The following is a 19,581-nucleotide window of genomic DNA, read 5'->3' as shown; positions in this document are numbered from 1 at the left end:
CACTTGTCGGCGGGCACCACCGGCGGACTGCCGGGTTCCGGAGCGGTCGGGAAAACGACGGCAGCGCATTCGCCACCCGAAGTCCCGGAGCCCCCGAAGACGTGCCGAGAGTTCCCGTAGGCGCGCCCCGCGATTCCGCGGTTCCCGTACCGGAATTCCCGACAGAAGCCAGGTGGATGATGCCCCTCACTTCACGCACGCTGCTGACCCCCGAGGCCCGGCTGAGCCTCGTGGACCACCCCGGCCTCGGCGGCGGCAACGCGTGGCGCGTGGCCGCCGAGCTCAACCCGGCCGCCGACCTGCCGCTGATCGCCGCCGACGTCCCGCTCCTCAACACCGAGGGCTGGCAGCAGTCGGAGTTCAGCCTCGACCAGCTCGACGCGCTGGCCGAAGCCTGGGCCGCCTGGTACCACGACCAGGGGGTCCGCGCCCGCGACCGCGTCGCCGTCTATCTGGAGGACTCCTTCGAGGACCACCTCCAGCTCGCGGCCCTGGCCCGCATCGGGGCCATCGCGGTGCTCATCAACGGCCGGATGAAGCCCGAACTGGCCCTCGGCCTGATCCGCCGCACCGCCCCCGTCGGCATCTACACCGACGCGCCCCGGCTGGCCCTCTTCGCGGGCCGCGAGCGCGAACTCCCCGTCGTCCGCTGGACCCGCACCCGCCAGGACGTCGGCATCCTCGGCAACCGCCGGCTGCCCGCGGGCGCCGAGTACCGCCACGGCGACGAGGACCCGGTCGTCATCTGCCACTCCTCCGGCACCACCGGCAATCCCAAGCCCGTGGTGTGGACCCACCGGCAGAGCGTCGCCGGCGCCCTCTACCGGCTGGCCGGCCGGCCCGAGCCGGCCGACTCCCTCGCCCTGGCGGCCTTCCCCCAGTCCCACTCCAGCGCCATCGCCTTCACCTTCTACTCCCTCCTCGCCGGTCTGCCCACCGTCGGCTGGTCCGACCCCACCGGGCCCGGCCTCGCCCGCGGCTGCGCCACCTACCGGCCCACCGTCGTGCTCGCCTTCAACGAGGCCCTGACCGACCTGGCGACCCGCGACCCCGACCCCACCGCCTTCGGCTCGGTCGAGGTGTGGCTGAACCTCGGCGACTGCGGCCACGACGCCCATATGCGCAAGCTGATGCGGCTCGGCCGCACCCGGACCGGCGACACCACCGTGCCCGGCTCCGTCATCGACGACGGCCTCGGCTCCTCCGAGCTCGGCTGGGCGGCGCTGCGCCGGGTGATCACCCCGGACAGCCCGCCCCGCGCCCGCCACCTCGGCCGGCGCGTACCGATCTCCGAGGTCGCCGTCCTGCGCGAGGACGGCAGCCACGCGGACCCGGGCGAGGTCGGACTGCTCGGCGTGCGCGGCGACTCCATCGCCCGCGGCTACTGGAACGACTCCGACACCACCTACCGCTCGACCCTCGCCGGCTACTGGCTCTCCGGCGACCTCGTCCACCGCACCGAGGACGGCGACTTCTTCCACGTCGACCGCGCCGTCGACCGGATCCGCACCGACGCCGGGGACGGCTACTCCGCGCTGATGGAGGAGGAACTGCTGCTCGGCCTGGCGGAGGTCGCCGACTGCGCCGTCGTCGCCGGCCACGACCAGGACCGGACCGTGCCCGTCGCCCTCGTCCGCCTGTACGACGACGCGGGCGGCGGGAACGGCGGCGGCCCGCCGGTCTCGGCGGCCGGTCTCCTGCACCGGGCCAACGCCGTCCTCGACCGGATAGGCCAGCCCCGGCTCGCCCTGCTGGAGATCGCCGCCTCACCGGCCGACATCCCGCTCGGGCCCACCGGCAAGGTCCTCAAGCGGCAGCTGCGCGAGAAGTACGTCTCCCTGCGGACCTACCGCCCCGCCGACCCGGAGTCCGTCGCCACGGCCGCCGAGGTGCCCGTACCGGCGGTACCCCGGTGACCGCCGCGCCCGCCGGCACCGCCGGCCTCCGCCCCGCGCCGGCCGAGGACCCCGTCGCCTGGATCAACGCCGCGGGCGCCGGCACCCTGGCCGGCCGGATGGGCATCACCTTCCTCGAAGCCTCCCCGCGGCGGCTGGTCGCCACCATGCCCGTCGCCGGGAACACCCAGCTCTACCGCATGCTGCACGGCGGCGCGTCGGTCGTCCTCGCCGAATCGCTCGGCTCCATCGGCGCGGTGCTGCACGCGGGCGACGGCCACATCGCCGTCGGCATCGACATCAACGCCACCCACCACCGGGCCGTGCGCGGCGGAACCGTCACCGGCGTCGCGACCGCGCTCCACCTCGGCGACACGGCGGCCAGCTACGAGGTCGTCATCTCCGACGACGGCGGACGCCGCCTGTGCACCTCCCGCATCACCTGCGCCATCCACGGGAGGAGACGGCGGTCATGACACGCCGCGGGCGCGCACCCCCACCACTCCGTGTCCCGCGCCCTCCACCCCTTCTATCCCCGCTGTTCACCCCGTACCGACCCGACCACAGGTCCGCGAACCGCGCCGCCCGCCGTACGCGCCGGCGCCGAGGAGTCCCATGACCGACCAACTCGTCCCGCCCACCGTGGCGGGCAGGACCACACCCCCGTCCCCGCGCACCGGCCCCGTCCTCCTCGTCCTCCTGTCGGCCATGTTCTTCGCCCAGTTCGACTTCTTCGTGGTGAATGTCGCCGCGCCGTCGCTGGAGAAGAGCATCCACGCCGGACCCGCGGCCCTCGAACTCGTCGTCGGCGGCTACGCCTTCGCCTACGCGGCAGGCATGATCACCGGTGGCCGGCTGGGGGACAAGTACGGCTACCGCCGGCTCTTCGTCATCGGCACGATCGCCTTCGGGGTCACCTCCCTGCTCTGCGGCATCGCGGTCAGCCCCGAGCAGCTCATCGTCGCCCGGCTGGCCCAGGGCCTCGCCGGGGCCGTGATGGTCCCGCAGGTGCTCGCCGTCGTCACGGCCGACTTCCCCGACGAGAAGAAGCCCCGCGCGATGGCCTGGTACGGCGCCGCGGCCGGCCTCGGCTCCATCGCCGGGCAGGTGCTCGGCGGCGCCCTGATCGCCGCGGACTTCGCCGGTCTGGGCTGGCGCACCATCTTCCTGATCAACGTGCCGTTCTGCGTGGTCATCGCCGCCGCCGCGATGCGCGTGCTGCCCGCCCGCACCCACGCCCGGCGCGTCGGCCTCGACCCCGTCGGCGCCTTCGGCGTCTCCCTCGCCCTCGCCCTCCTCCTGGTGCCGCTCACCATGGGCCACAGCTCCGACTGGCCCGCGTGGACATGGACCAGCATGGCGCTGGCCGTCCCCGTCGCCCTGGTGACCCTGCGCTGGGAACGGCGGCTCGGGGCCCGGGGCGGCGACCCCGTGCTCGTCTTCCCGCTGTTCCGCAGCCCCTCCTTCCGCGGCGGCGTCGTCGCGAGCGTCGCGTTCATGGTCTACTTCGGCAGCTTCATGTTCACCCTGACCCTGCTCCTCCAGTCCGGGCTGGACCTCGGACCGTTCCAGGCGGGCCTGGTCTTCTCCCCGATGGGCATCCTCTTCACGGCCACCTCCATGATCGGCGGCCGGCTCACCGACCGGTGGGGCATGAGCGCCCTCGTCGTCAGCAGCGGGGTCATCGCCCTGGGCCTGGGCGCCCTGGCCGCCCGGCTCTTCACCGCCGGCTCCGGCACCGGCCTGCCCTGGATCGTCGGCTGCCTGTGCCTGATCGGCGCGGGCAACGGCGTCGTGCTCCCCGCCCTGTTCGGTGCCGCGCTGATGCGCGTACGGGCCCAGGACGCGGGCATCGCCTCCGGCATCCTCACCACCACCCAGCAGTTCGCCGGCGCCGCCGGCGTGGCCGTCATCGGCGCGGTGTTCTTCGCCGTCGCCGGCCACGAGGCCACCTCCGCGGGCTGGGCCACGGCCATGGGCTGGGCCACCGCGATCAGCGTCGCCATGGTCCTCGTCGTGATGTGGACGACCTGGACGTTCAAGCGCTTCACCGGCCCGGGCGCCACCCGGGGCGCGGACGTCCCGGCCGCACACGTCTGACCCACCTCCCTCCGGCCCTTCGCGGGGTGCGGTCCCCGCCGAGCGGGGACCGCACCCCGTCCCGCACCCGATCAAGAGGCAGAGCGACAGGAGACAGCACGCCATGTGTGGAATAGCAGGATGGGTCTCGTACGACCCGGCGCGACCCGTCACGGCCGCCACGGCCGACGCGATGACCGGCACCATGGCGTGCCGCGGCCCGGACGCCCACGGCCTGTGGCTGGACACCCACGCGGCCCTCGGCCACCGCCGGCTGGCCGTCATCGACATCGAGGGCGGCGCCCAGCCCATGACCTTCGCCCACGAGGGGCGCACCCTCGTCTCCCTCACCTACAGCGGCGAGGTCTTCAACTTCCGGGAGCTGCGCCGCGAACTCGCCGCACGCGGCCACGTGTTCCGTACGAGCAGCGACACCGAGGTCGTGCTGCACGCCTACCTCGCGTGGGGCGAGGATTTCACCGAGCGGCTCAACGGCATGTACGCCTTCGCCCTCTGGGACGCCCGTACCGAGGAACTCCTCCTGGTCCGCGACCGCATGGGCGTCAAGCCGCTCTACTACCACCCGCTCGCCGACGGGGTCCTCTTCGGCTCCGAGCCCAAGGCGATCCTCGCCCACCCCGCCGTCCGCCCCGTCGTCGACGCCGAAGGGCTCGCCGAGCTGGTCGCCTTCACCAAGACCCCCGGCCACGCCGTCTACAAGGGGATGTACGAACTCCCGCCCGGCCACACCCTGCGCGTCGGGCGCACCGGCAGCCGGCTGCGCCGCTACTGGGCCCTGGAGGCCCGGGAGCACACCGACGACCTGCGCACCACCGTCGGCCACGTACGGGAGCTGCTGGAGGACGTCATCGGCCGGCAGCTGGTCGCCGACGTCCCCGTCGGCACGCTCCTCTCCGGCGGCCTGGACTCCAGCGTCATCACCGCGCTCGCCGCCCGCCACCGCGCCGCCACCGGCGGCGGGGCCGTCCGCTCCTTCGCCCTCGACTTCGCCCGGCACGCCCGGGACTTCCGCGCCGACGACTGGCGCGGCACCCCCGACGCCCCCTTCGCCGAGGCCCTCGCCCGCCATGTGGGCGCCGACCACGACGTCGTCACCCTCCAGCCGAGCGCCCTCCTCGACCCGGCCGCCCGCGAGGCCGTGATGCGCGCCCGCGACCTGCCCTTCGACCTGGGCGACGGCGACACCTCGCTCTACCTGCTCTTCAAGGCCGTCCGCGAGCGGTGCACCGTGGCCCTCTCCGGGGAGTCGGCCGACGAGGTCTTCGGCGGCTACCGCTGGTTCCACCACCCCGACTCCGTCGCCGCCGACACCTTCCCCTGGCTCGCCCCGCCCTTCGGCACCGGCATCTCCGGCCCCGGCAGCGGCCCCGGCGAGGCCCTCCTCGACCGCGGCCTCCTGGAGAAGATCGACCTCGCGGGCTACCGGGACGCCCGCTACCGGGAGGCGCTCGCCGAGGTGCCCCGGCTGCCGGGGGAGAGCGGCCGGGAACGCCGTATGCGCGAGATCGGCTACCTGCACCTCACCCGCTTCGTCCAGTGGATGCTCGACCGCAAGGACCGTGCGAGCATGGCCGTCGGCCTGGAGGTCCGGGTGCCCTTCTGCGACCACCGCCTCGTCGAGTACGTCTTCAACACCCCCTGGGCCATGAAGACCTTCGACGGCCGCGAGAAGTCCCTGCTCCGCGCCGCCACCCGCGACCTCCTCCCGGCCGCGATCGCCGACCGCGTCAAGGCCCCCTACCCGACCACCCGCGACCCGCACTACCTCGACGGACTGCGCACCGCCCTCAAGCGCGCCACCACCGGCCCCGACGCGCCGGTCCACGCCCTCCTCGACGGCCCGTCCCTCGCGGCGGCCACCGCCGACGACCCGGCGCCGGGGTTCCGCACCGGCACGGAACTCGTGCTCGCCCTGGACTTCTGGTTCCGCAGGCACGACGTCTCGCTGGAGATCTGAAGTCGAGGTGGGGCCGTACGGGTGAATCGGTCGTGTCAGAAGATTTCCGGGGGTGATATGGAGAAGCGATTCTCCTAAAGGTGGATAAGGATTTGGAGATGACCTTCCCAGTAATGGGATTATGTGTCGTAAATCCTCGATATTGACTCCTGCCGCGCACTTCGCGAAGCTCGCCCCAGGCTCGAAGGGTCGAGTCAACGGGAAGTCGGCCGAGCCGAGTTGGGAAAGGGGTCATGATGAAGGTGCTGAATTCTCTGGGTGCGCTCGGGGTGAGCGCCCTGCTCGTCCTGGGAGCCGGCGGGGGAATGGCCCCGACGGCCGACGCGGCCGAAGGCGCGCGCTACGCCGCCACGAATCTGGACACCGGAAAGACTGAGGAAGGCGCTGCCACGCCCTCGGAGGGCGGTGCCCCCGGGGTGCCCCCGTCGCCCAACCTGCATTGCAGCGGAGGCGCGCTGGACAACACGTCGTGGGAAATCACGTGTAACGGGACCAGGTGGCAGTCCCGCGTCGTGTGTAGCGGCCAGCAGTTCAACAGCCCCGTGTTCAACGGGAATTTCTTCGTCCGCCTCACCTGTCCGGCCGGTACGGTCGCCACTGCGGGCGCTGTCGTCGACCTCAGCTGAAGCCGCCCCCGGCCCTGGTTCGCCCTGCCGGCCCAAGGACCGGCAGGGCGAACCGACGTGTCACGCCAGAAGCTTCGCCAGCGGCTCCGCCTCCGCGTCCGCTGTGGGCCGGGACACGTACAGGGCGGTGTGGAACCAGCCCTCGGTCTCCCGGCCGCGGGGATCCTCGCGGGCCGCCGCCACCGCCTCCACGGCGTACCGCTGTTCGTCGGGACCGGTGAACCGCCGCTGCGGGAAGGTGCGCGTGGTGAGCTTCTCCGTACGCAGCCCGCGCGCCGCCAGGGCGCTCGCGACCGGCCGGTAGGGATAGGTCCGCAGGACGAACGCGGCCACCCACACCGGGCCGTCCGCGTGGTCGAGCACGGCGCCGAGGCTCCGGCCGGTCAGGAAGCTCGCCCCGCCGGTGACGGTGAGCAGCCGGGCGCCGCGCAGTTCCCGCCGCAGCTCCGGGCCGGGCGGCGTCGTCTCCAGGTTCACGGCGAACCCCGCGTCCAGCAGGCCCACGGCGCGGGCGTAGCCCACGGCGTTCGCGGCGATGTCCAGCCCGACCACCCGGGACGCCCGGGGCCGGCGCCGCGCCCGGTAGAACTTCCGGTCCGCCTCGATCAGTTCGCCCGTGCCGAGCCCGGCGATCTCCGCCGAGGCGTAGCGGGCGTACAGGTCGTCCAGGGTCACGTCGTGGTTGAGCAGCGCGGCGTTGTTGCCGTACGAACAGCAGAGGTCCACCACCGTGGCCGAGGGACCCCCGCAGGCGCCGGCCAGCCGCCGGAAGACGTCCTGGGCGTGGTGCGGCGTCCGGTACTCCCACGGCCCGAGCGCCTGGAAGTAGTCCCGGGGGTCGGGCCGGTCGTGGATCTCGTCGAAGGAGGTCATGCCGGTCCCCGGCGTCTGCGTCATGGCGTGCGCGTCCTCTCGCCCCTGAGAGCTGCTCCCGTCACTCCTCACGCTAGTGATTCCCGCGCACCGTCGCCACCGGCCGGGCACGCGCGGGTCCGAGGCCGGGCGGGCCCCGTACGGGAGTTGGCCGGTGCGCCCCCGCCCGCATGGTCGGCGACGCGGCCGTCAAGAGGCCCGGCCGGGGGCGCGCACGGTCGTCGTGCGGGCCCCCGGCGCGGGTGGGCTCAGTGCCCCCGGGCGATCCAGTCCGCCAGGGCCGGTGCCTCGGTGCCGATCGTGGTGGGGTCGCCGTGGCCGGTGCGCACCACCGTCCCGGGCGGCAGGGTCAGCAGCCGGTCCCGGATCGAGTCGATGATGGTGGGGAAGTCCGAGAAGGACCGCCCCGTCGCCCCCGGCCCGCCCTGGAAGAGGGTGTCGCCGGTGAAGACCGTGCCCAGCTCCGGCGCGTACAGGCAGACGCCGCCGGGGGAGTGGCCCGGCGTGTGCAGCATGGTCAGCTCCACACCGGCGACGCTGAGCGTCCCGCCGTCCACCAGCTCGCCGTCGGGCGCCGTGCCGGGGTGCGTCCGGTCCCACAGCTCGCGCTCGGCGGGATGCAGCAGGACCGGCGCGCCCGTGGCGGCCGCGAGCGCGGGGGCGGCGCCGATGTGGTCGTTGTGCGCGTGCGTGCACACGATCGCCACCAGCCGGCGGCCGCCCACCGCCTTCTCGATCGCGGCGGCGTCATGGGCCGCGTCGATCACGACGACCTCGCGGTCGTCGCCCACGAGCCAGACGTTGTTGTCGACGTCCCACACCCCGCCGTCCAGGGCGAAGGTGCCGGACGTCACCAGGTGTTCGACACGAGCCGTCACAGCAGCACCACCGAACGCAGGACCTCGCCCTTCTCCATACGGTGGAAGGCTTCCTCGACCTCGTCCAGCGCGATCGTCTCGCTGACGAACGCGTCGAGGTCGAGCCGCCCCTGGAGGTAGAGGTCGATCAGCATCGGGAAGTCACGGGACGGCAGGCAGTCGCCGTACCAGGAGGACTTCAGCGAACCGCCGCGCCCGAAGACGTCCAGCAGCGGCAGCTCCAGCTTCATCTCCGGGGTCGGCACGCCCACCAGGACCACGGTGCCCGCCAGGTCGCGGGCGTGGAACGCCTGCTCGTACGTCTCCGGGCGGCCCACCGCGTCGATCACCACATCCGCGCCGAAGCCGCCGGTGAGCGAGCGGATCGCCTCGACGCCGTCGGTGGTGCGGGAGTTGACGGTGTGGGTGGCGCCCATCGACTTGGCCGTCTCCAGCTTGCCGTCGGAGATGTCCACGGCGATGATCTTCGAGGCGCCGGCCAGCCGCGCGCCCGCGATCGCCGCGCTGCCCACGCCACCGCAGCCGATCACCGCGACCGTGTCGCCGCGCCCGACCCCGCCGGTGTTGATCGCCGCGCCCAGACCGGCCATCACACCGCAGCCGAGCAGCCCGGCGGCGGCCGGCGAGGCGGCGGGGTCGACCTTGGTGCACTGCCCGGCGGCGACCAGGGTCTTCTCCGCGAAGGCGCCGATGCCCAGGGCGGGGGAGAGCTCGGTGCCGTCCGTGAGCGTCATCCGCTGCTTGGCGTTGTGGGTGTTGAAGCAGTACCACGGGCGGCCGCGCAGACAGGCCCGGCACTGCCCGCAGACCGCACGCCAGTTGAGGATCACGAAGTCGCCGGGGGCCACCTCGGTCACCCCGGCGCCGACCGACTCCACCACGCCCGCGGCCTCATGGCCGAGGATGAAGGGGAACTCGTCGTTGATGCCGCCCTCCCGGTAGTGCAGGTCGGTGTGGCACACCCCGCACGCCTGGATCTTCACCACGGCCTCGCCGGGCCCGGGGTCCGGCACCACGATCGTCTCGACCCGGACGGGTTCGCCCTTGCCTCGGGCGATGACACCGCGTACTTCTTGCGCCATGGGGGACAGCCTGCCTTTCTCTCCGGTCGCTCCGGTGGAGCCGCCCTCCACTCTGCGCCGCCGGACAGCCGCTGTCCAACATCCCAACCCGATCACATTCAGCAGACTCTCTGATCAATCGATGGAGCGGGCCCGCCGGGCGACCCCGGCCGGGCCTCCGCCCGGTTCCTTGATCATTCCGTGGGGACCGCCGCCGGCCCCCGCTCCTCCAGCATCGCCAGCAGGGCCCTGGCGGCGGCGGTCGGCTGACCGGCCGCCGGCACCGCCACGGCCACCTGCCAGGACGTCGGGCTGTCCAGCGGCACCGAGCTCAGCCCGCGCGCCTGCTCCTTGAACGTCACGGGCCGGGGCACCACCGCCGCCCCCAGCCCCCGCGACACCAGGTCGAGCAGCGTATAGACGTCATTGACCTGGAGCGCCACCTTCCGGGCGACCCCGGCGTCCGCGAACGCCAGATCCGCCGCGCGTCGCGCGCCCCAGTCCGGATGCAGGTCCACGAAGACCTCCCCGCCCAGCTGCGCCGGCGGCACCGGCCCGCCCACCCCGGCCAGCGGATGGTCCGCCCGGCACAGCAGCATCAGCGGCTCCGCGGCCACCCCGCGCAGCCGTACGCCCTCGTGGGAGCCGTCGTGCACCACGAAGGCCACATCGAGCTCACCGCGCCGCACCTGCTCCAGCAGCCGCCCGGAACCCGCCTGTTCCATATGGATCTCCACCTGCGGGTGCCGCGAGTGGAAGGCGGCCAGCAGTGCCGCCGCGTCGACCGTGCCCATACACTGCTCGGTGCCCACCGAGAGTTTCCCGCCCATCAGGCCCTGCACGGCGGCGACCGCCTCCCGGGCGGCCGCCGCGCAGGCCAGCGTGCGCCGCGCCTCCACCAGCAGCGCCCGCCCGGCGTCGGTGAGCCCCACCCGCCGGGTGGTGCGCAGGAACAGCTCCGCGCCCAGCTCCCGCTCCAGCGCCCGCACCGACGCCGACACCCCCGACTGGGCCACGCGCAGCCGCTCGGCGGCGTGGGTGAAGTGCTGCTCCTCGGCGACCGCCACAAAGTGCTCGAGGTGTCTGAGTTCCATGATTCAGCATGGTAGGTGCTGGATGCCATGGCGCCCGCACGCCGACCGGGCGGCCCTCGCCGGCCGGCCCGGCACCGGGCCCACCGCCCGGGGGTCCGGTGGGCCCGCCGGGACCCTCCACGACACCTCCACGCCCCCTTCGTGTCCCCTTCATGCCCTCTCCGCGCTCCCTCCTCAGGGGGGTTCAGGGACGCTTCCCGGCCAACTCGCAACATCGTCGCAACAGTGTCACCTGGCTCACACCAGCTCCGTAGGCCCCACGGCGCTCAGTGGCCTTGGCCGGTCCTGTTCGGTGGGTGCAGCCAGAAGTGGCCGTTCGTGTCTACAGTCCCTCGCCATGCGCAGAACAACACTGGGACGGCTGAGCCTGTCCGCGATCCTCGCCTTCGTCGTCGCCCTCCTGGGCCTGGCCGGACCGGCCTCGGCCGCCGACACCCCGCCGATGACCATCACCGTCGACAAGCAGTCCGCGACGCCGGGCTCCACCGTCACCATCAAGCTCACCTTCACCAACGACCAGACCACGAACTCCCAGTTCGTGTACCAGTCGATCCAGCCGACGTACACGACCACCTCGGACCCCGGCCTGAAGTACGCCTTCGACGCGTGCACCGGCGACACGACCTCCTGCACCGTCGCGACGAAGCAGAGCGGCGCCGTGAGCTACAAGGTGCCCGTCCTGCCGGGCGCCAGCCGCACCGTCACCCTGACCTACAAGGTCGGCGCGGACTCGGCCTGCGGCCCGAGCCGGCGGATCGAGTTCTACACGTACCTCTACTACGAGTACCAGGGCGGCCAGCTCAACAAGTCGGGCCTCTTCCCCGTGGGCGGCACCGACATCACCTGCGCGACTCCCGGCACTCCGGCGGCGGCTCACTGAACCACCCTTCCCGGAGCTGATCAGGCACCGGACCGCGCCGCGTTGCTGAGCGCGTCGGCGGTCGCGTACCACAGCACACAGCCTTGAGGTCCGGCCCGGCCAGGAACGTCCTGGCCGGGCCTGGGCGCGTTCCGGCCCTCGGTGCGGCCGGACGGGTGAAGGGGGACATGAGTCCGGTCCCCGGCGGGAAAGGTCGGTGCGCCGGGGCCCGACGTGCGGCCCCCGGCCGGCGCGCGCCCACGCGGCGCCGTGGCACGTGTTCGAGGGAACGGGACGACGGATGGCAGCAGGCACGGTGAAGTGGTTCAACGCCGACAAGGGCTTCGGGTTCATCACGCAGGATGACGGGGGCCCGGACGTGTTCGTCCACTTCTCCGCGATCGCGGCGACGGGGTACAAGTCGTTGGAGGAGAACATGAGGGTCACGTACGACGTGACGCAGGGGCCCAAGGGGCCGCAGGCGGAAAACGTCGTTCCGGAACGCTGAAGGGCCCGCTGCGCGGGGCTTTTTCCCCAACCCGCCCCTTCCCGAATGTCCTCAAACGCCGGACGGGCTGAAATCAGCCCGTCCGGCGCTTGAGGACACCGCGCGTCAGCGCGGAAAAAGGGGGCCCGGGGGCTTGCCCCCGGTTACGGGAAGGGGCGGGGCTGGGAAAAAAACCGCCCCACCCGCCTCAGTCAACGCACGGCACCCCACCCATCTCCACCGCCGGCCCCTGAAACGCGTCCGACGGCACCGCCGAACCCCCGGACGCCGCCGAACCGCCCGCGGACCCGCTCGCCGGACCACTCGCCGAACCACCGGGCTTCGCGTCCCCGCCACCCGCGGACGGAGTCGCCCCCGCCCCACCGATCATCTTCCCCACCAGCTCCCTCACCCGCTCCGCGTCGACGAGGTTCACCGCCTCCCCCTTCCGCGTGGCGAAGCCCTCGATCGGGAGTGTGTGGAACTCCGCGTTGCCCCCGGTCAGATTGGGCGCCTGCCGGGCGAAGTCCAGGATGTTCCAGCGGTCGTCGATGACGACGTCCTTCTTGATGACATCGAAGAGCCCCTGGAGCTTGCCGACGTCGCCCCACACGCCCTGGGACTTGAGCTTGTGCGTCACGGAGGAGAGGAACGCCTGCTGACGGCGCGTGCGGTCGAGGTCGCCCCCGTCCAGGCCGTGGCGCTGCCGGACGAACGCCAGGGCCTGCCGGGCGTCGAGGTCCTGCAGGCCGGCGGGGAAGTCCGCGCCGGAGTAGCGGTCACGGACGGGCTTCTTCAGGCACACCTGCACCGGCTGGACGACCTTGGCGATGTCGTAGAAGCCGAGGAGGTTGACCTCCGCGAAGTGGTCGATCGGCACGCCGAGGAACTTCTGGACCGTGGCCAGCGTGGCCTCACGGCCCGCCTCCCGGCCCCGGTGCTCCAGGTCCGCGCCCCGGACGCCCTGGGCCACCAGCTTCTCCTCGGCCTCCGCCTTGGCCAGGCCGTACGCCTCCTTGATCTTGTGTTCGCCGCGCCCGCCGGCGATCTCGACGTAGTCGTCGCGCGGGATGGAGAAGGCGGTGACCTTCCCGCCGTCCGCCGGGATGTGCATCAGGATCAGCGTGTTGGTGTTGTAGCCGCCGATCTCGCTGGAACCGGCGTGCAGTTCCCGCTCGACGAACTCCTTGGGCAGGGCGTCGCCGTTCATGTCCCGCCGGCTGTCCAGGCCGATCAGCAGGACGTTCACCGCGCCGTCGCGGCTCCGGGGCGCGTCGTCGCGCAGCGCGTCGAGCGCGTGCGAGGTGATCAGACCGTTGTTCAGCCAGTGGTAGGCGAACCAGCCGACGCCGCTGGTGAGCAGCACGGCCGCCGATGTGAGGCACACCGCGAGGCGGGCGAGGCCGGCGGCCCGGGCCCGCCGGGCGCCCGGCGGCGCGGCGCGGGTCGCCGGGGCGCGCCGCCCGTCCGCCGGGGAGCGGGCACCGAGGTGCGCCGGGGGGCGGGTGTCCCCGTGGTCCTCCTGGGGGCGGTCCGGGGGTACTCAGGCATGCGCGGCCCTCCCGCGCCGGCGCCGCCCCGGGCCCGTGGACCGGGCGGTGACGGCGCGCAGCGTGAGCACCACGGCGGCGGCGGCCTCGGCGGCCACGATCGCCGGGAAGGTGTCCATCGCCCAGCGGACCCCGGCGGTCATGGCCGTCGCGCCGGTGTGCGGGGCGGAACCTTCCGTCAGGAGCTGGGCCACGGCGGCGACGGCGGCTATCACCAGGGGCGGCAGGGCCGCCGCCCACCAGGTGCGGCCACGGGGGGCCGTCAGGGCGGCCAGCGCGGCGGCCGTCGCGGCGGCCGCGGTGAAGAGCCAGCCGAGCCCGGGGCCGCGGGCCGTGTCCACGACGGCACCCGAGGCGGTCAGCGCCACCGGCAGGAGCAGCGGCACCACGGCCCGCCGGCCCCGTCCGCCCGTTCTCCGCCGCGGTGTCGCGGTCGGCCTGCCACCCATGCGTGCTCCCCATCGGTCGGGTGCGAGCCCGGCTCGCCTTGCATATTTGCGCAATATAGCAAGTGTCAGCCGGGTGATCGCGGCCCGTCCCGCCGCCCACGACCCCCGGCCCGGCCCATGCCCCGGTCCGCCGCCGGACCACCCGGCCGTTACGGGACAGTGACACGCGAGGAGACAACGCACCCGGGGAACGTACCGTCTCATTCCTCGAATCAGTGCCAATGACGGCTCATTGGTGTGGAGTTGCCATGGAAAGTATGAAATCCACGAAAAGCCCGGTGAAGCTCCCCGCGCGGCGTCTCGCGCGGGTCCCACGGTTCACGACGTCCCTGTCCACGGCTCTGCGGATCGCCGCCGCCGGCGCGCTCGGCGCCGCCGCGCTCGCCCTGACCGCGTCACCGGCGACGGCCGAGGGGGCGAGCGCGCCCGGCGGGGTGATGAGGATCGCCGCGCCCGACCACCCGGTCCGGGCCGGCCGGACCGTACGGGTCAGCGGCGACGGGCGCGCCGACGACCACGCGGCGCGCTATCTGCGCGCCTGTGTCGAGGAACGCACCGGCGACCGGGACACCTGGCACACCGTTACCTGCGGTGCGACCGTGGCCTCCGGGACGGCCGCGCGGGTCGAGGCGCGGGTGCGCGCCCGGCGCCCGGGCACCCTCCAGCTCCGCGGCACGCTCTACGGACTGGACGGCGACCGGGACCCGCGCCCCGGCCCGCTCGGTGACTCACCCGTCCGCACGCTCCGCGTACGGTGACGGTGGCGGCGACGGCCGGGGGACGCGCGGGTCCCGCGCGGCGCGTCAGAGCCCGCCGCCGCCCGCCAGGGCGGTGCGGACCGTCGCCGCCGAGCCCCCGGCCGCCGCGCGGTCCCGGCTCCGGTCCTCGCGCACCTGCGTCCCGAGCCGCTGGAGGGTGTCGGCGGGGCAGCCCTGGCGCAGCATCGGGAACAGGTCGTGCTCCTCGTGCCGGATGTGCTGGATGACCTCGCGCTCCAGCGCGCGGACCCGGCCGTCGAAGCCGGGTTCGAACACCGTGCAGGACTCCAGCCCGCGCAGCATGGCCGTCAGCCGCTCCTGGCCCGCGTTCTCCTTCTCGACGAAGTCGTCACCGCCGGGCAGACAGGACCGCACGGCCGGGTAGAGGTGCCGCTGCTGGGCCGCCGAGTGCCGCGCCAGCTCGGCGGTCGCCTCCTGCAGGAGGCGTTCGCGCCCGGTGTCCTCGAGGGGGGTCCGGTGGATCCATGTGAACAGCGCCTCGATCACCCGGTGGTCGGTCTCCAGCTCGGTGATGATGTCGGTGCGGGTCATGGGACCGTCCCTTCGCGTCGTGCGTGACTGCGTCGGGAACCACGCTGCCACGACCCGCCGGGATCCGCTCCGGCCGCCCGCCCGGCGGCCGGGCCGCCCGTGCTGCGCCGTCCGGGTGACCCGCCGCCGTGCCGCGGAACCCGTCGCCGCGGGGGCCCCGCCGCGTCAGTCCTGGTGCCAGGCCCCGGTGACCGCCGCCACCACGACCGAGCCGATGACCACCAGACGGTGCGTCACCGCGTCGAGCTGCTGACGCTGCGCGGGCGGCAGGTGCCACTCCTCCCACCAGGTGACCTGCTCCTGGGTGAGCAGCTCCGGCGGCTCGGCGTGCCACCGCTCGCGCAGGTGGTCGGCGAGCGGGACCACGGCGGCGGCCTGTTCGGCGTAGGCGGAGACCAGCGCCGTCATATGGCTCGTCGGGAGGTACCCGTACCACTGGTCGCGGACGCCCGCGGCGAGCGCCGACACGTCCTCCAGCCACAGCACGTGCTGGGTCACCCACCCCTGCGGGTCACTGTGCGGGGGCATGCCCGGCAGGAGGCGCGGCTCCACCGTGTCACGGTGGCCGAGGAACGCTTGGCCGAGGGCGCGTTCCTCGTCGTGCGGGATCCAGGTGCGCTCGCCCAGGGCGATCGCGGCGGCATCGACGGCATCAACGGCGTGGGTCATTTGATCACTTTACGAGGCCCTTCGGCGTACTCCGCACCGCCCTACCCGAGCCTGTAGCCCCCTCCGGCGGCCGGTGGCCGTCAGCGGCGCCCGCAGACGCGCGCCGACGCCCGGCCCGGGGCATCATGGCCGGGTGACGAGCCTCGGACTTCCCCCCGGCATCCGTGCCTGTCTCTTCGACCTCGACGGCGTCCTGACCCGCACCGCGACCGTGCACGCGGCGGCGTGGCAGGAGATGTTCGACGCCTTCCTGCGGTCGCGCGACGGGGCGGGCTTCCGGCCCTTCGACCCGGTCGACGACTACGACGCCTACGTGGACGGCATGCCGAGGGCCGACGGAGTGCGCTCCTTCCTGGCCTCCCGGGGCATCACCCTGCCCGAGGGCCGGCCGGACGACCCGCCGGAGGCGGACACCGTGCACGGCCTGGGCACGCGCAAGAACGCGATCGTCCTGGAGAAGATCAAGGAGCTCGGGGTGCAGCCGTACGAGGGCTCGGTCCGCTACGCGAAGGCCGCGCGGGCGGCCGGGCTGCGCCGGGCCGTGGTCTCCTCCAGCGCCAACTGCCGCGACGTCCTCGTCGCGGCGGGCATCGAGGACCTCTTCGAGGTCCGGATCGACGGCGTGGTCGCCGCCGAGCGGAAGCTGCCGGGCAAACCCCACCCCGACACCTTCCTCGCGGCCGCCCGCGACCTCGGCGTGGAGCCCCGCCGGGCCGCGGTCTACGAGGACGCCCTGGCGGGCATGGAGGCGGGCCGCGCCGGGGCGTTCGGCCTCGTCGTCGGCGTGGACCGGGTGGGCCAGGCCGAGGCACTGCGCGCCCACGGCGCCGACCTGGTGGTGGGAGACCTCGACGAACTGCTGGGAGACGCCCCGTGATCACCCATCCGGCCTACGCGGTCGAGCCCTGGTGCCTGCGCGAGACGGAGCTCAACTTCGACGTGCTGCCGCAGAGCGAGTCCGTCTTCGCGCTCGCCAACGGGCACATCGGCTGGCGCGGCAACCTCGACGAGGGCGAGCCGCACGGCCTGCCCGGCTCGTACCTCAACGGGGTGTACGAGCTCCGGCCGCTCCCGTACGCCGAGGCGGGCTACGGCTATCCGGAGTCGGGGCAGACCCTCATCGACGTCACCAACGGCAAGCTGATCCGGCTGCTCGTCGACGACGAGCCGTTCGACCTGCGGTACGGGCGGCTGGTCAGCCACGAGCGGGTGCTGGACTTCCGCTCGGGGCTGCTGACCCGCGAGGCCGAGTGGACGTCGCCGTCCGGGCGCACGGTGCGGGTGCGCTCGACCCGGCTGGTCTCCTTCACCCAGCGGTCCGTCGGGGCCATCGCCTACGAGGTGGAGGCGGTGGACGCCGAGACGCGGATCGTCCTCCAGTCGGAGCTGGTGGCCAACGAGCAGCTGCCGGCGGCGGGCGGCGACCCCCGGGTGGCCGCGGTGCTGGAGTCCCCGCTGGTCCCGGAGGAGCACGCGGCCGAGGAGGGCAGGCTGCGCCTGGTGCACCGCACCGAACACAGCGGACTGCGGGTGGCGGTGGCCGCGGAGCACCGGGTGGACGGTCCGAAGGCGACCAAGACGTACTCCAAGTGCAGCGAGAACCTCAGCCGGTACACCGTGACCACGGTGCTGCGCCCCGGCGAGCGGCTGCGGCTGGAGAAGACGGTCGCCTACGGGTGGTCGGGGGTCCGCTCGCTGTCCGCGATGCACGACCAGGCCGACGCGGCGCTGGCGGGCGCCAAGAGCACCGGCTGGGACGGCCTGTGCGCCGAGCAGCGGCAGTACCTCGACGAGTTCTGGGACCGGGCCGACGTCGAGGTCGACGGCGACGCGGAGATCCAGCAGGCCGTGCGGTTCGCGCTGTTCCACGTGCTCCAGGCGGGCGCGCGGGCGGAGTGCCGGGCCATCGCCGCCAAGGGGCTGACCGGCCCGGGGTACGACGGGCACAGCTTCTGGGACAGCGAGACGTTCGTCCTCCAGGTGCTGACGTGCACGGCGCCGCTGGCGGCGGCGCAACCGCTGCGCTGGCGGCACGCCACCCTGCCCGCCGCCCTCAAACGGGCCCGCCTGCTGGGGCTCCAGGGGGCGGCCTTCCCCTGGCGCACCCTCAACGGTGACGAGTGCTCGGCGTACTGGCCGGCCGGTACGGCCGCCTTCCACGTCAACGCGGACATCGCGGACGCCGTGGTGCGCTACATGACCGCCACCGGCGACGAGGTGTTCGAGCGCGAGGTGGGCATGGAGCTGCTGGTCCAGACCGCCCGGCTGTGGCGCTCGCTGGGCCACCACGACCACCAGGGCGAGTTCCACATCGACGGGGTGACGGGCCCCGACGAGTACAGCGCGATCGCGGACGACAACGTCTACACCAACCTGATGGCCGAGCAGAACCTGCGGGCGGCGGCCGACGCCGCCGAGCGGCACCCCGACCTCGCGACCGAGTTCGGCGTGGACGACGAGGAGACGGCGGCGTGGCGCGACGCGGCCGCCCGGATGGCGCTGCCGTTCGATCCGGTCCTCGGCGTGCACGAGCAGTCGCGCGGCTTCACCGGGCACCAGCACTGGGACTTCGCCGGGACGGGCGCCGACCACTACCCGCTGCTGCTCCACTTCCCCTATTTCGACATCTACCGCAAGCAGGTGGTCAAGCAGGCGGACCTGGTGCTGGCCATGGTGCTGCGCGGCGACGCCTTCACCGACGAGCAGAAGGCCCGCAACTTCGCCTACTACGAGCCGCTGACGGTCCGGGACTCCTCCCTCTCCGCCTGCGTCCAGGCCGTGATGGCCGCCGAGGTGGGCCATCTGCGGCTGGCGTACGACTATCTCGGCGAGGCCGCGATGATGGACCTCTCCGACCTGGAGAGCAACACCCGCGACGGGGTGCACATCGCCTCGCTCGCGGGCACCTGGATCGCCCTGGTCTCGGGGTTCGGCGGGATGCGGCACTGCGACGGCGTCGTCTCCTTCGCCCCCCGGCTCCCCGAGCAGCTGCGCCGCCTCGTGTTCACCGTGCAGGTGCGGCGGGGCAGGCTGCGGGTGGAGATCACCGACTCGGTGGCGACGTACACCCTGGTCGAGGGCCGGGAGCTGGAGATCGAGCACTGCGGCGAGACGCTCACGGTGACACCGGGGAAGCCGGAGAGCCGGAAGGTCCCGGGCCTGCCGGAGCGGCCGGAGCCGGCCCAGCCGGTGGGCCGGCGACCGGCCCACCGTGGCTGGTCCGCCACCCGGCCGGAGCCGGACGGCCCGGCCTGATCACCGGCCGACGCGCACGACCGGATCGGGGAACAGAGGGTCGGGGAACAGCGGCTGGACGTCCACCGCCAGGCGCGCGTCCGCGGAGTTGATGTACGTGAGCAGCATGACCAGGGGGTCGTCCCCTTCGTTGCGGCCATCGTGTATGTGGCCGGGCCCGCCGGTGATGAAGCTCGTTCCCGCGGGGTGCCGGCTGATGTGGCCGTCCGCCCAGTAGTGGGTGAGCGTGCCGCCGGTGACGACACCGACGAGGGTGCCGGGGTGGTAGTGCCATCCGGTCCGTGCGCCGGGCGGCATCGTGGTCCGGTGGACCACCACATGCGCGGCGTCGGTCATTCCGGGAGGCAAGGGAAGGACGATCCCGCCTTCGGCCATGGTCTCGCTGACCGGCTGCTCCCTGAACACGATGAGTTTCCCTCTCGTTCCGGTGTGCTGCCCGGGTTCGCCGGGCTCACTCCAGGCTTCTGGGTACGGGACCCACGGAGGATGCTCCGAGCGGTCCCCTCTGCGGTTGACGC

Annotated in this window: 19 protein-coding genes; 10 read left to right on the top strand and 9 right to left on the bottom strand. The window is 73.4% G+C overall.

Translation table 11 applies throughout. The annotated features are described in order from the left end of the window. The first annotated feature begins 179 nt into the window (after window positions 1-179). The 5 genes from AF335_RS26560 (at window position 180) to AF335_RS26540 (ending at window position 6,578) form a co-directional block, all read left to right on the top strand. Window positions 180-1,916 (top strand): class I adenylate-forming enzyme family protein, encoded by a 1,737-nt coding sequence (locus tag AF335_RS26560; RefSeq protein ID WP_102921181.1) that lies wholly within the window; start codon window positions 180-182, stop codon window positions 1,914-1,916. A gap of 62 nt (window positions 1,917-1,978) precedes the next feature. Then, the gene (locus tag AF335_RS26555) at window positions 1,979-2,371 is read left to right on the top strand and encodes a hotdog fold thioesterase (RefSeq protein WP_244927181.1); all 393 of its coding nucleotides are present in this window, start codon (window positions 1,979-1,981) and stop codon (window positions 2,369-2,371) included. Between the two features lie 139 nt (window positions 2,372-2,510). Continuing rightward, on the top strand, window positions 2,511-3,995 hold the full coding sequence (locus AF335_RS26550; protein ID WP_102920969.1) for an MFS transporter: 1,485 nt from the start codon (window positions 2,511-2,513) through the stop codon (window positions 3,993-3,995). 103 nt (window positions 3,996-4,098) lie between these two features. Then, window positions 4,099-5,952, top strand: coding sequence for an asparagine synthase (glutamine-hydrolyzing) (asnB, locus tag AF335_RS26545; RefSeq protein WP_102920968.1), 1,854 nt, complete (start codon window positions 4,099-4,101; stop codon window positions 5,950-5,952). Between the two features lie 233 nt (window positions 5,953-6,185). Continuing rightward, a complete protein-coding gene (locus AF335_RS26540; protein ID WP_102920967.1) occupies window positions 6,186-6,578 on the top strand; it encodes a hypothetical protein in 393 nt (130 codons plus the stop codon). A gap of 60 nt (window positions 6,579-6,638) precedes the next feature. On the opposite strand, the gene AF335_RS26535 is transcribed toward AF335_RS26540, so the two are convergent. The 4 genes from AF335_RS26535 to AF335_RS26520 all read right to left on the bottom strand — a co-directional run bounded on the left by AF335_RS26535 (window position 6,639) and on the right by AF335_RS26520 (window position 10,484). Continuing rightward, entirely contained in the window at window positions 6,639-7,475 is an 837-nt protein-coding gene (locus AF335_RS26535; protein ID WP_228773010.1) for a hypothetical protein, read from the bottom strand. A 224-nt stretch (window positions 7,476-7,699) separates the two neighbouring features. Further along, on the bottom strand, window positions 7,700-8,329 hold the full coding sequence (locus tag AF335_RS26530; protein ID WP_102920966.1) for an MBL fold metallo-hydrolase: 630 nt from the start codon (window positions 8,327-8,329) through the stop codon (window positions 7,700-7,702). Continuing rightward, entirely contained in the window at window positions 8,326-9,411 is a 1,086-nt protein-coding gene (locus AF335_RS26525; RefSeq protein WP_102920965.1) for an S-(hydroxymethyl)mycothiol dehydrogenase, read from the bottom strand. The genes AF335_RS26530 and AF335_RS26525 overlap by 4 nt, the downstream gene beginning before the upstream one ends. 173 nt (window positions 9,412-9,584) lie before the next feature. Then, a complete protein-coding gene (locus AF335_RS26520) occupies window positions 9,585-10,484 on the bottom strand; it encodes a LysR family transcriptional regulator (protein ID WP_102920964.1) in 900 nt (299 codons plus the stop codon). Window positions 10,485-10,821: 337 nt separating this feature from the next. On the opposite strand from AF335_RS26520, the gene AF335_RS26510 reads away from it, so the two are divergent. Both AF335_RS26510 and AF335_RS26505 read left to right on the top strand, forming a co-directional pair. Beyond that, window positions 10,822-11,364, top strand: coding sequence for a hypothetical protein (locus AF335_RS26510; RefSeq protein WP_102920962.1), 543 nt, complete (start codon window positions 10,822-10,824; stop codon window positions 11,362-11,364). 280 nt (window positions 11,365-11,644) lie between these two features. Then, window positions 11,645-11,851 carry a cold-shock protein gene (locus tag AF335_RS26505; RefSeq protein WP_102920961.1) on the top strand — a complete coding sequence of 69 codons (207 nt, stop codon included), beginning with the start codon at window positions 11,645-11,647 and terminating at the stop codon, window positions 11,849-11,851. A 187-nt stretch (window positions 11,852-12,038) separates the two neighbouring features. Here AF335_RS26505 and AF335_RS26500 read toward each other — a convergent pair whose 3' ends face one another. Next, window positions 12,039-13,196 carry an LCP family protein gene (locus tag AF335_RS26500; protein ID WP_244927166.1) on the bottom strand — a complete coding sequence of 386 codons (1,158 nt, stop codon included), beginning with the start codon at window positions 13,194-13,196 and terminating at the stop codon, window positions 12,039-12,041. Between the two features lie 177 nt (window positions 13,197-13,373). After that, entirely contained in the window at window positions 13,374-13,769 is a 396-nt protein-coding gene (locus tag AF335_RS26495) for a DUF6542 domain-containing protein (protein WP_102920959.1), read from the bottom strand. Between the two features lie 317 nt (window positions 13,770-14,086). On the opposite strand from AF335_RS26495, the gene AF335_RS26490 reads away from it, so the two are divergent. After that, window positions 14,087-14,587 (top strand): hypothetical protein, encoded by a 501-nt coding sequence (locus AF335_RS26490; RefSeq protein ID WP_146045623.1) that lies wholly within the window; start codon window positions 14,087-14,089, stop codon window positions 14,585-14,587. A gap of 45 nt (window positions 14,588-14,632) precedes the next feature. On the opposite strand, the gene AF335_RS26485 is transcribed toward AF335_RS26490, so the two are convergent. After that, on the bottom strand, window positions 14,633-15,139 hold the full coding sequence (locus tag AF335_RS26485; RefSeq protein ID WP_102920957.1) for a hemerythrin domain-containing protein: 507 nt from the start codon (window positions 15,137-15,139) through the stop codon (window positions 14,633-14,635). Window positions 15,140-15,304: 165 nt separating this feature from the next. Then, window positions 15,305-15,808, bottom strand: a complete 504-nt coding sequence (locus AF335_RS26480; protein WP_102920956.1) for a hypothetical protein — start codon at window positions 15,806-15,808, stop codon at window positions 15,305-15,307. 133 nt (window positions 15,809-15,941) lie between these two features. Here AF335_RS26480 and AF335_RS26475 point away from each other — a divergent pair, with 133 nt between their 5' ends. Beyond that, window positions 15,942-16,685, top strand: coding sequence for a beta-phosphoglucomutase family hydrolase (locus tag AF335_RS26475; protein WP_102920955.1), 744 nt, complete (start codon window positions 15,942-15,944; stop codon window positions 16,683-16,685). Further along, the gene (locus AF335_RS26470; RefSeq protein ID WP_102920954.1) at window positions 16,682-19,063 is read left to right on the top strand and encodes a glycoside hydrolase family 65 protein; all 2,382 of its coding nucleotides are present in this window, start codon (window positions 16,682-16,684) and stop codon (window positions 19,061-19,063) included. The genes AF335_RS26475 and AF335_RS26470 overlap by 4 nt, the downstream gene beginning before the upstream one ends. Here AF335_RS26470 and AF335_RS26465 read toward each other — a convergent pair whose 3' ends face one another. Next, the gene (locus tag AF335_RS26465) at window positions 19,064-19,468 is read right to left on the bottom strand and encodes a cupin domain-containing protein (RefSeq protein WP_170127811.1); all 405 of its coding nucleotides are present in this window, start codon (window positions 19,466-19,468) and stop codon (window positions 19,064-19,066) included. Window positions 19,469-19,581 lie beyond the last annotated feature (113 nt).

Source organism: Streptomyces eurocidicus (genome assembly GCF_002891295.1).
GTDB classification, from domain to species: domain Bacteria; phylum Actinomycetota; class Actinomycetes; order Streptomycetales; family Streptomycetaceae; genus Streptomyces; species Streptomyces eurocidicus.
This window is presented reverse-complemented; position numbering and strand designations above follow the sequence as displayed.

Coding starts and splice junctions, on each gene's coding strand:
- AF335_RS26550 (WP_102920969.1), top strand. CDS start 2,511: ATGACCGACCAACTCGTCCCGCCCACCGTGGCGGGCAGGACCACACCC.
- asnB (WP_102920968.1), top strand. CDS start 4,099: ATGTGTGGAATAGCAGGATGGGTCTCGTACGACCCGGCGCGACCCGTC.
- AF335_RS26525 (WP_102920965.1), bottom strand. CDS start 9,411: ATGGCGCAAGAAGTACGCGGTGTCATCGCCCGAGGCAAGGGCGAACCC.
- AF335_RS26490 (WP_146045623.1), top strand. CDS start 14,087: ATGAAATCCACGAAAAGCCCGGTGAAGCTCCCCGCGCGGCGTCTCGCG.
- AF335_RS26480 (WP_102920956.1), bottom strand. CDS start 15,808: ATGACCCACGCCGTTGATGCCGTCGATGCCGCCGCGATCGCCCTGGGC.
- AF335_RS26505 (WP_102920961.1), top strand. CDS start 11,645: ATGGCAGCAGGCACGGTGAAGTGGTTCAACGCCGACAAGGGCTTCGGG.
- AF335_RS26485 (WP_102920957.1), bottom strand. CDS start 15,139: ATGACCCGCACCGACATCATCACCGAGCTGGAGACCGACCACCGGGTG.
- AF335_RS26510 (WP_102920962.1), top strand. CDS start 10,822: ATGCGCAGAACAACACTGGGACGGCTGAGCCTGTCCGCGATCCTCGCC.
- AF335_RS26540 (WP_102920967.1), top strand. CDS start 6,186: ATGATGAAGGTGCTGAATTCTCTGGGTGCGCTCGGGGTGAGCGCCCTG.
- AF335_RS26560 (WP_102921181.1), top strand. CDS start 180: ATGCCCCTCACTTCACGCACGCTGCTGACCCCCGAGGCCCGGCTGAGC.
- AF335_RS26535 (WP_228773010.1), bottom strand. CDS start 7,475: ATGACGCAGACGCCGGGGACCGGCATGACCTCCTTCGACGAGATCCAC.
- AF335_RS26520 (WP_102920964.1), bottom strand. CDS start 10,484: ATGGAACTCAGACACCTCGAGCACTTTGTGGCGGTCGCCGAGGAGCAG.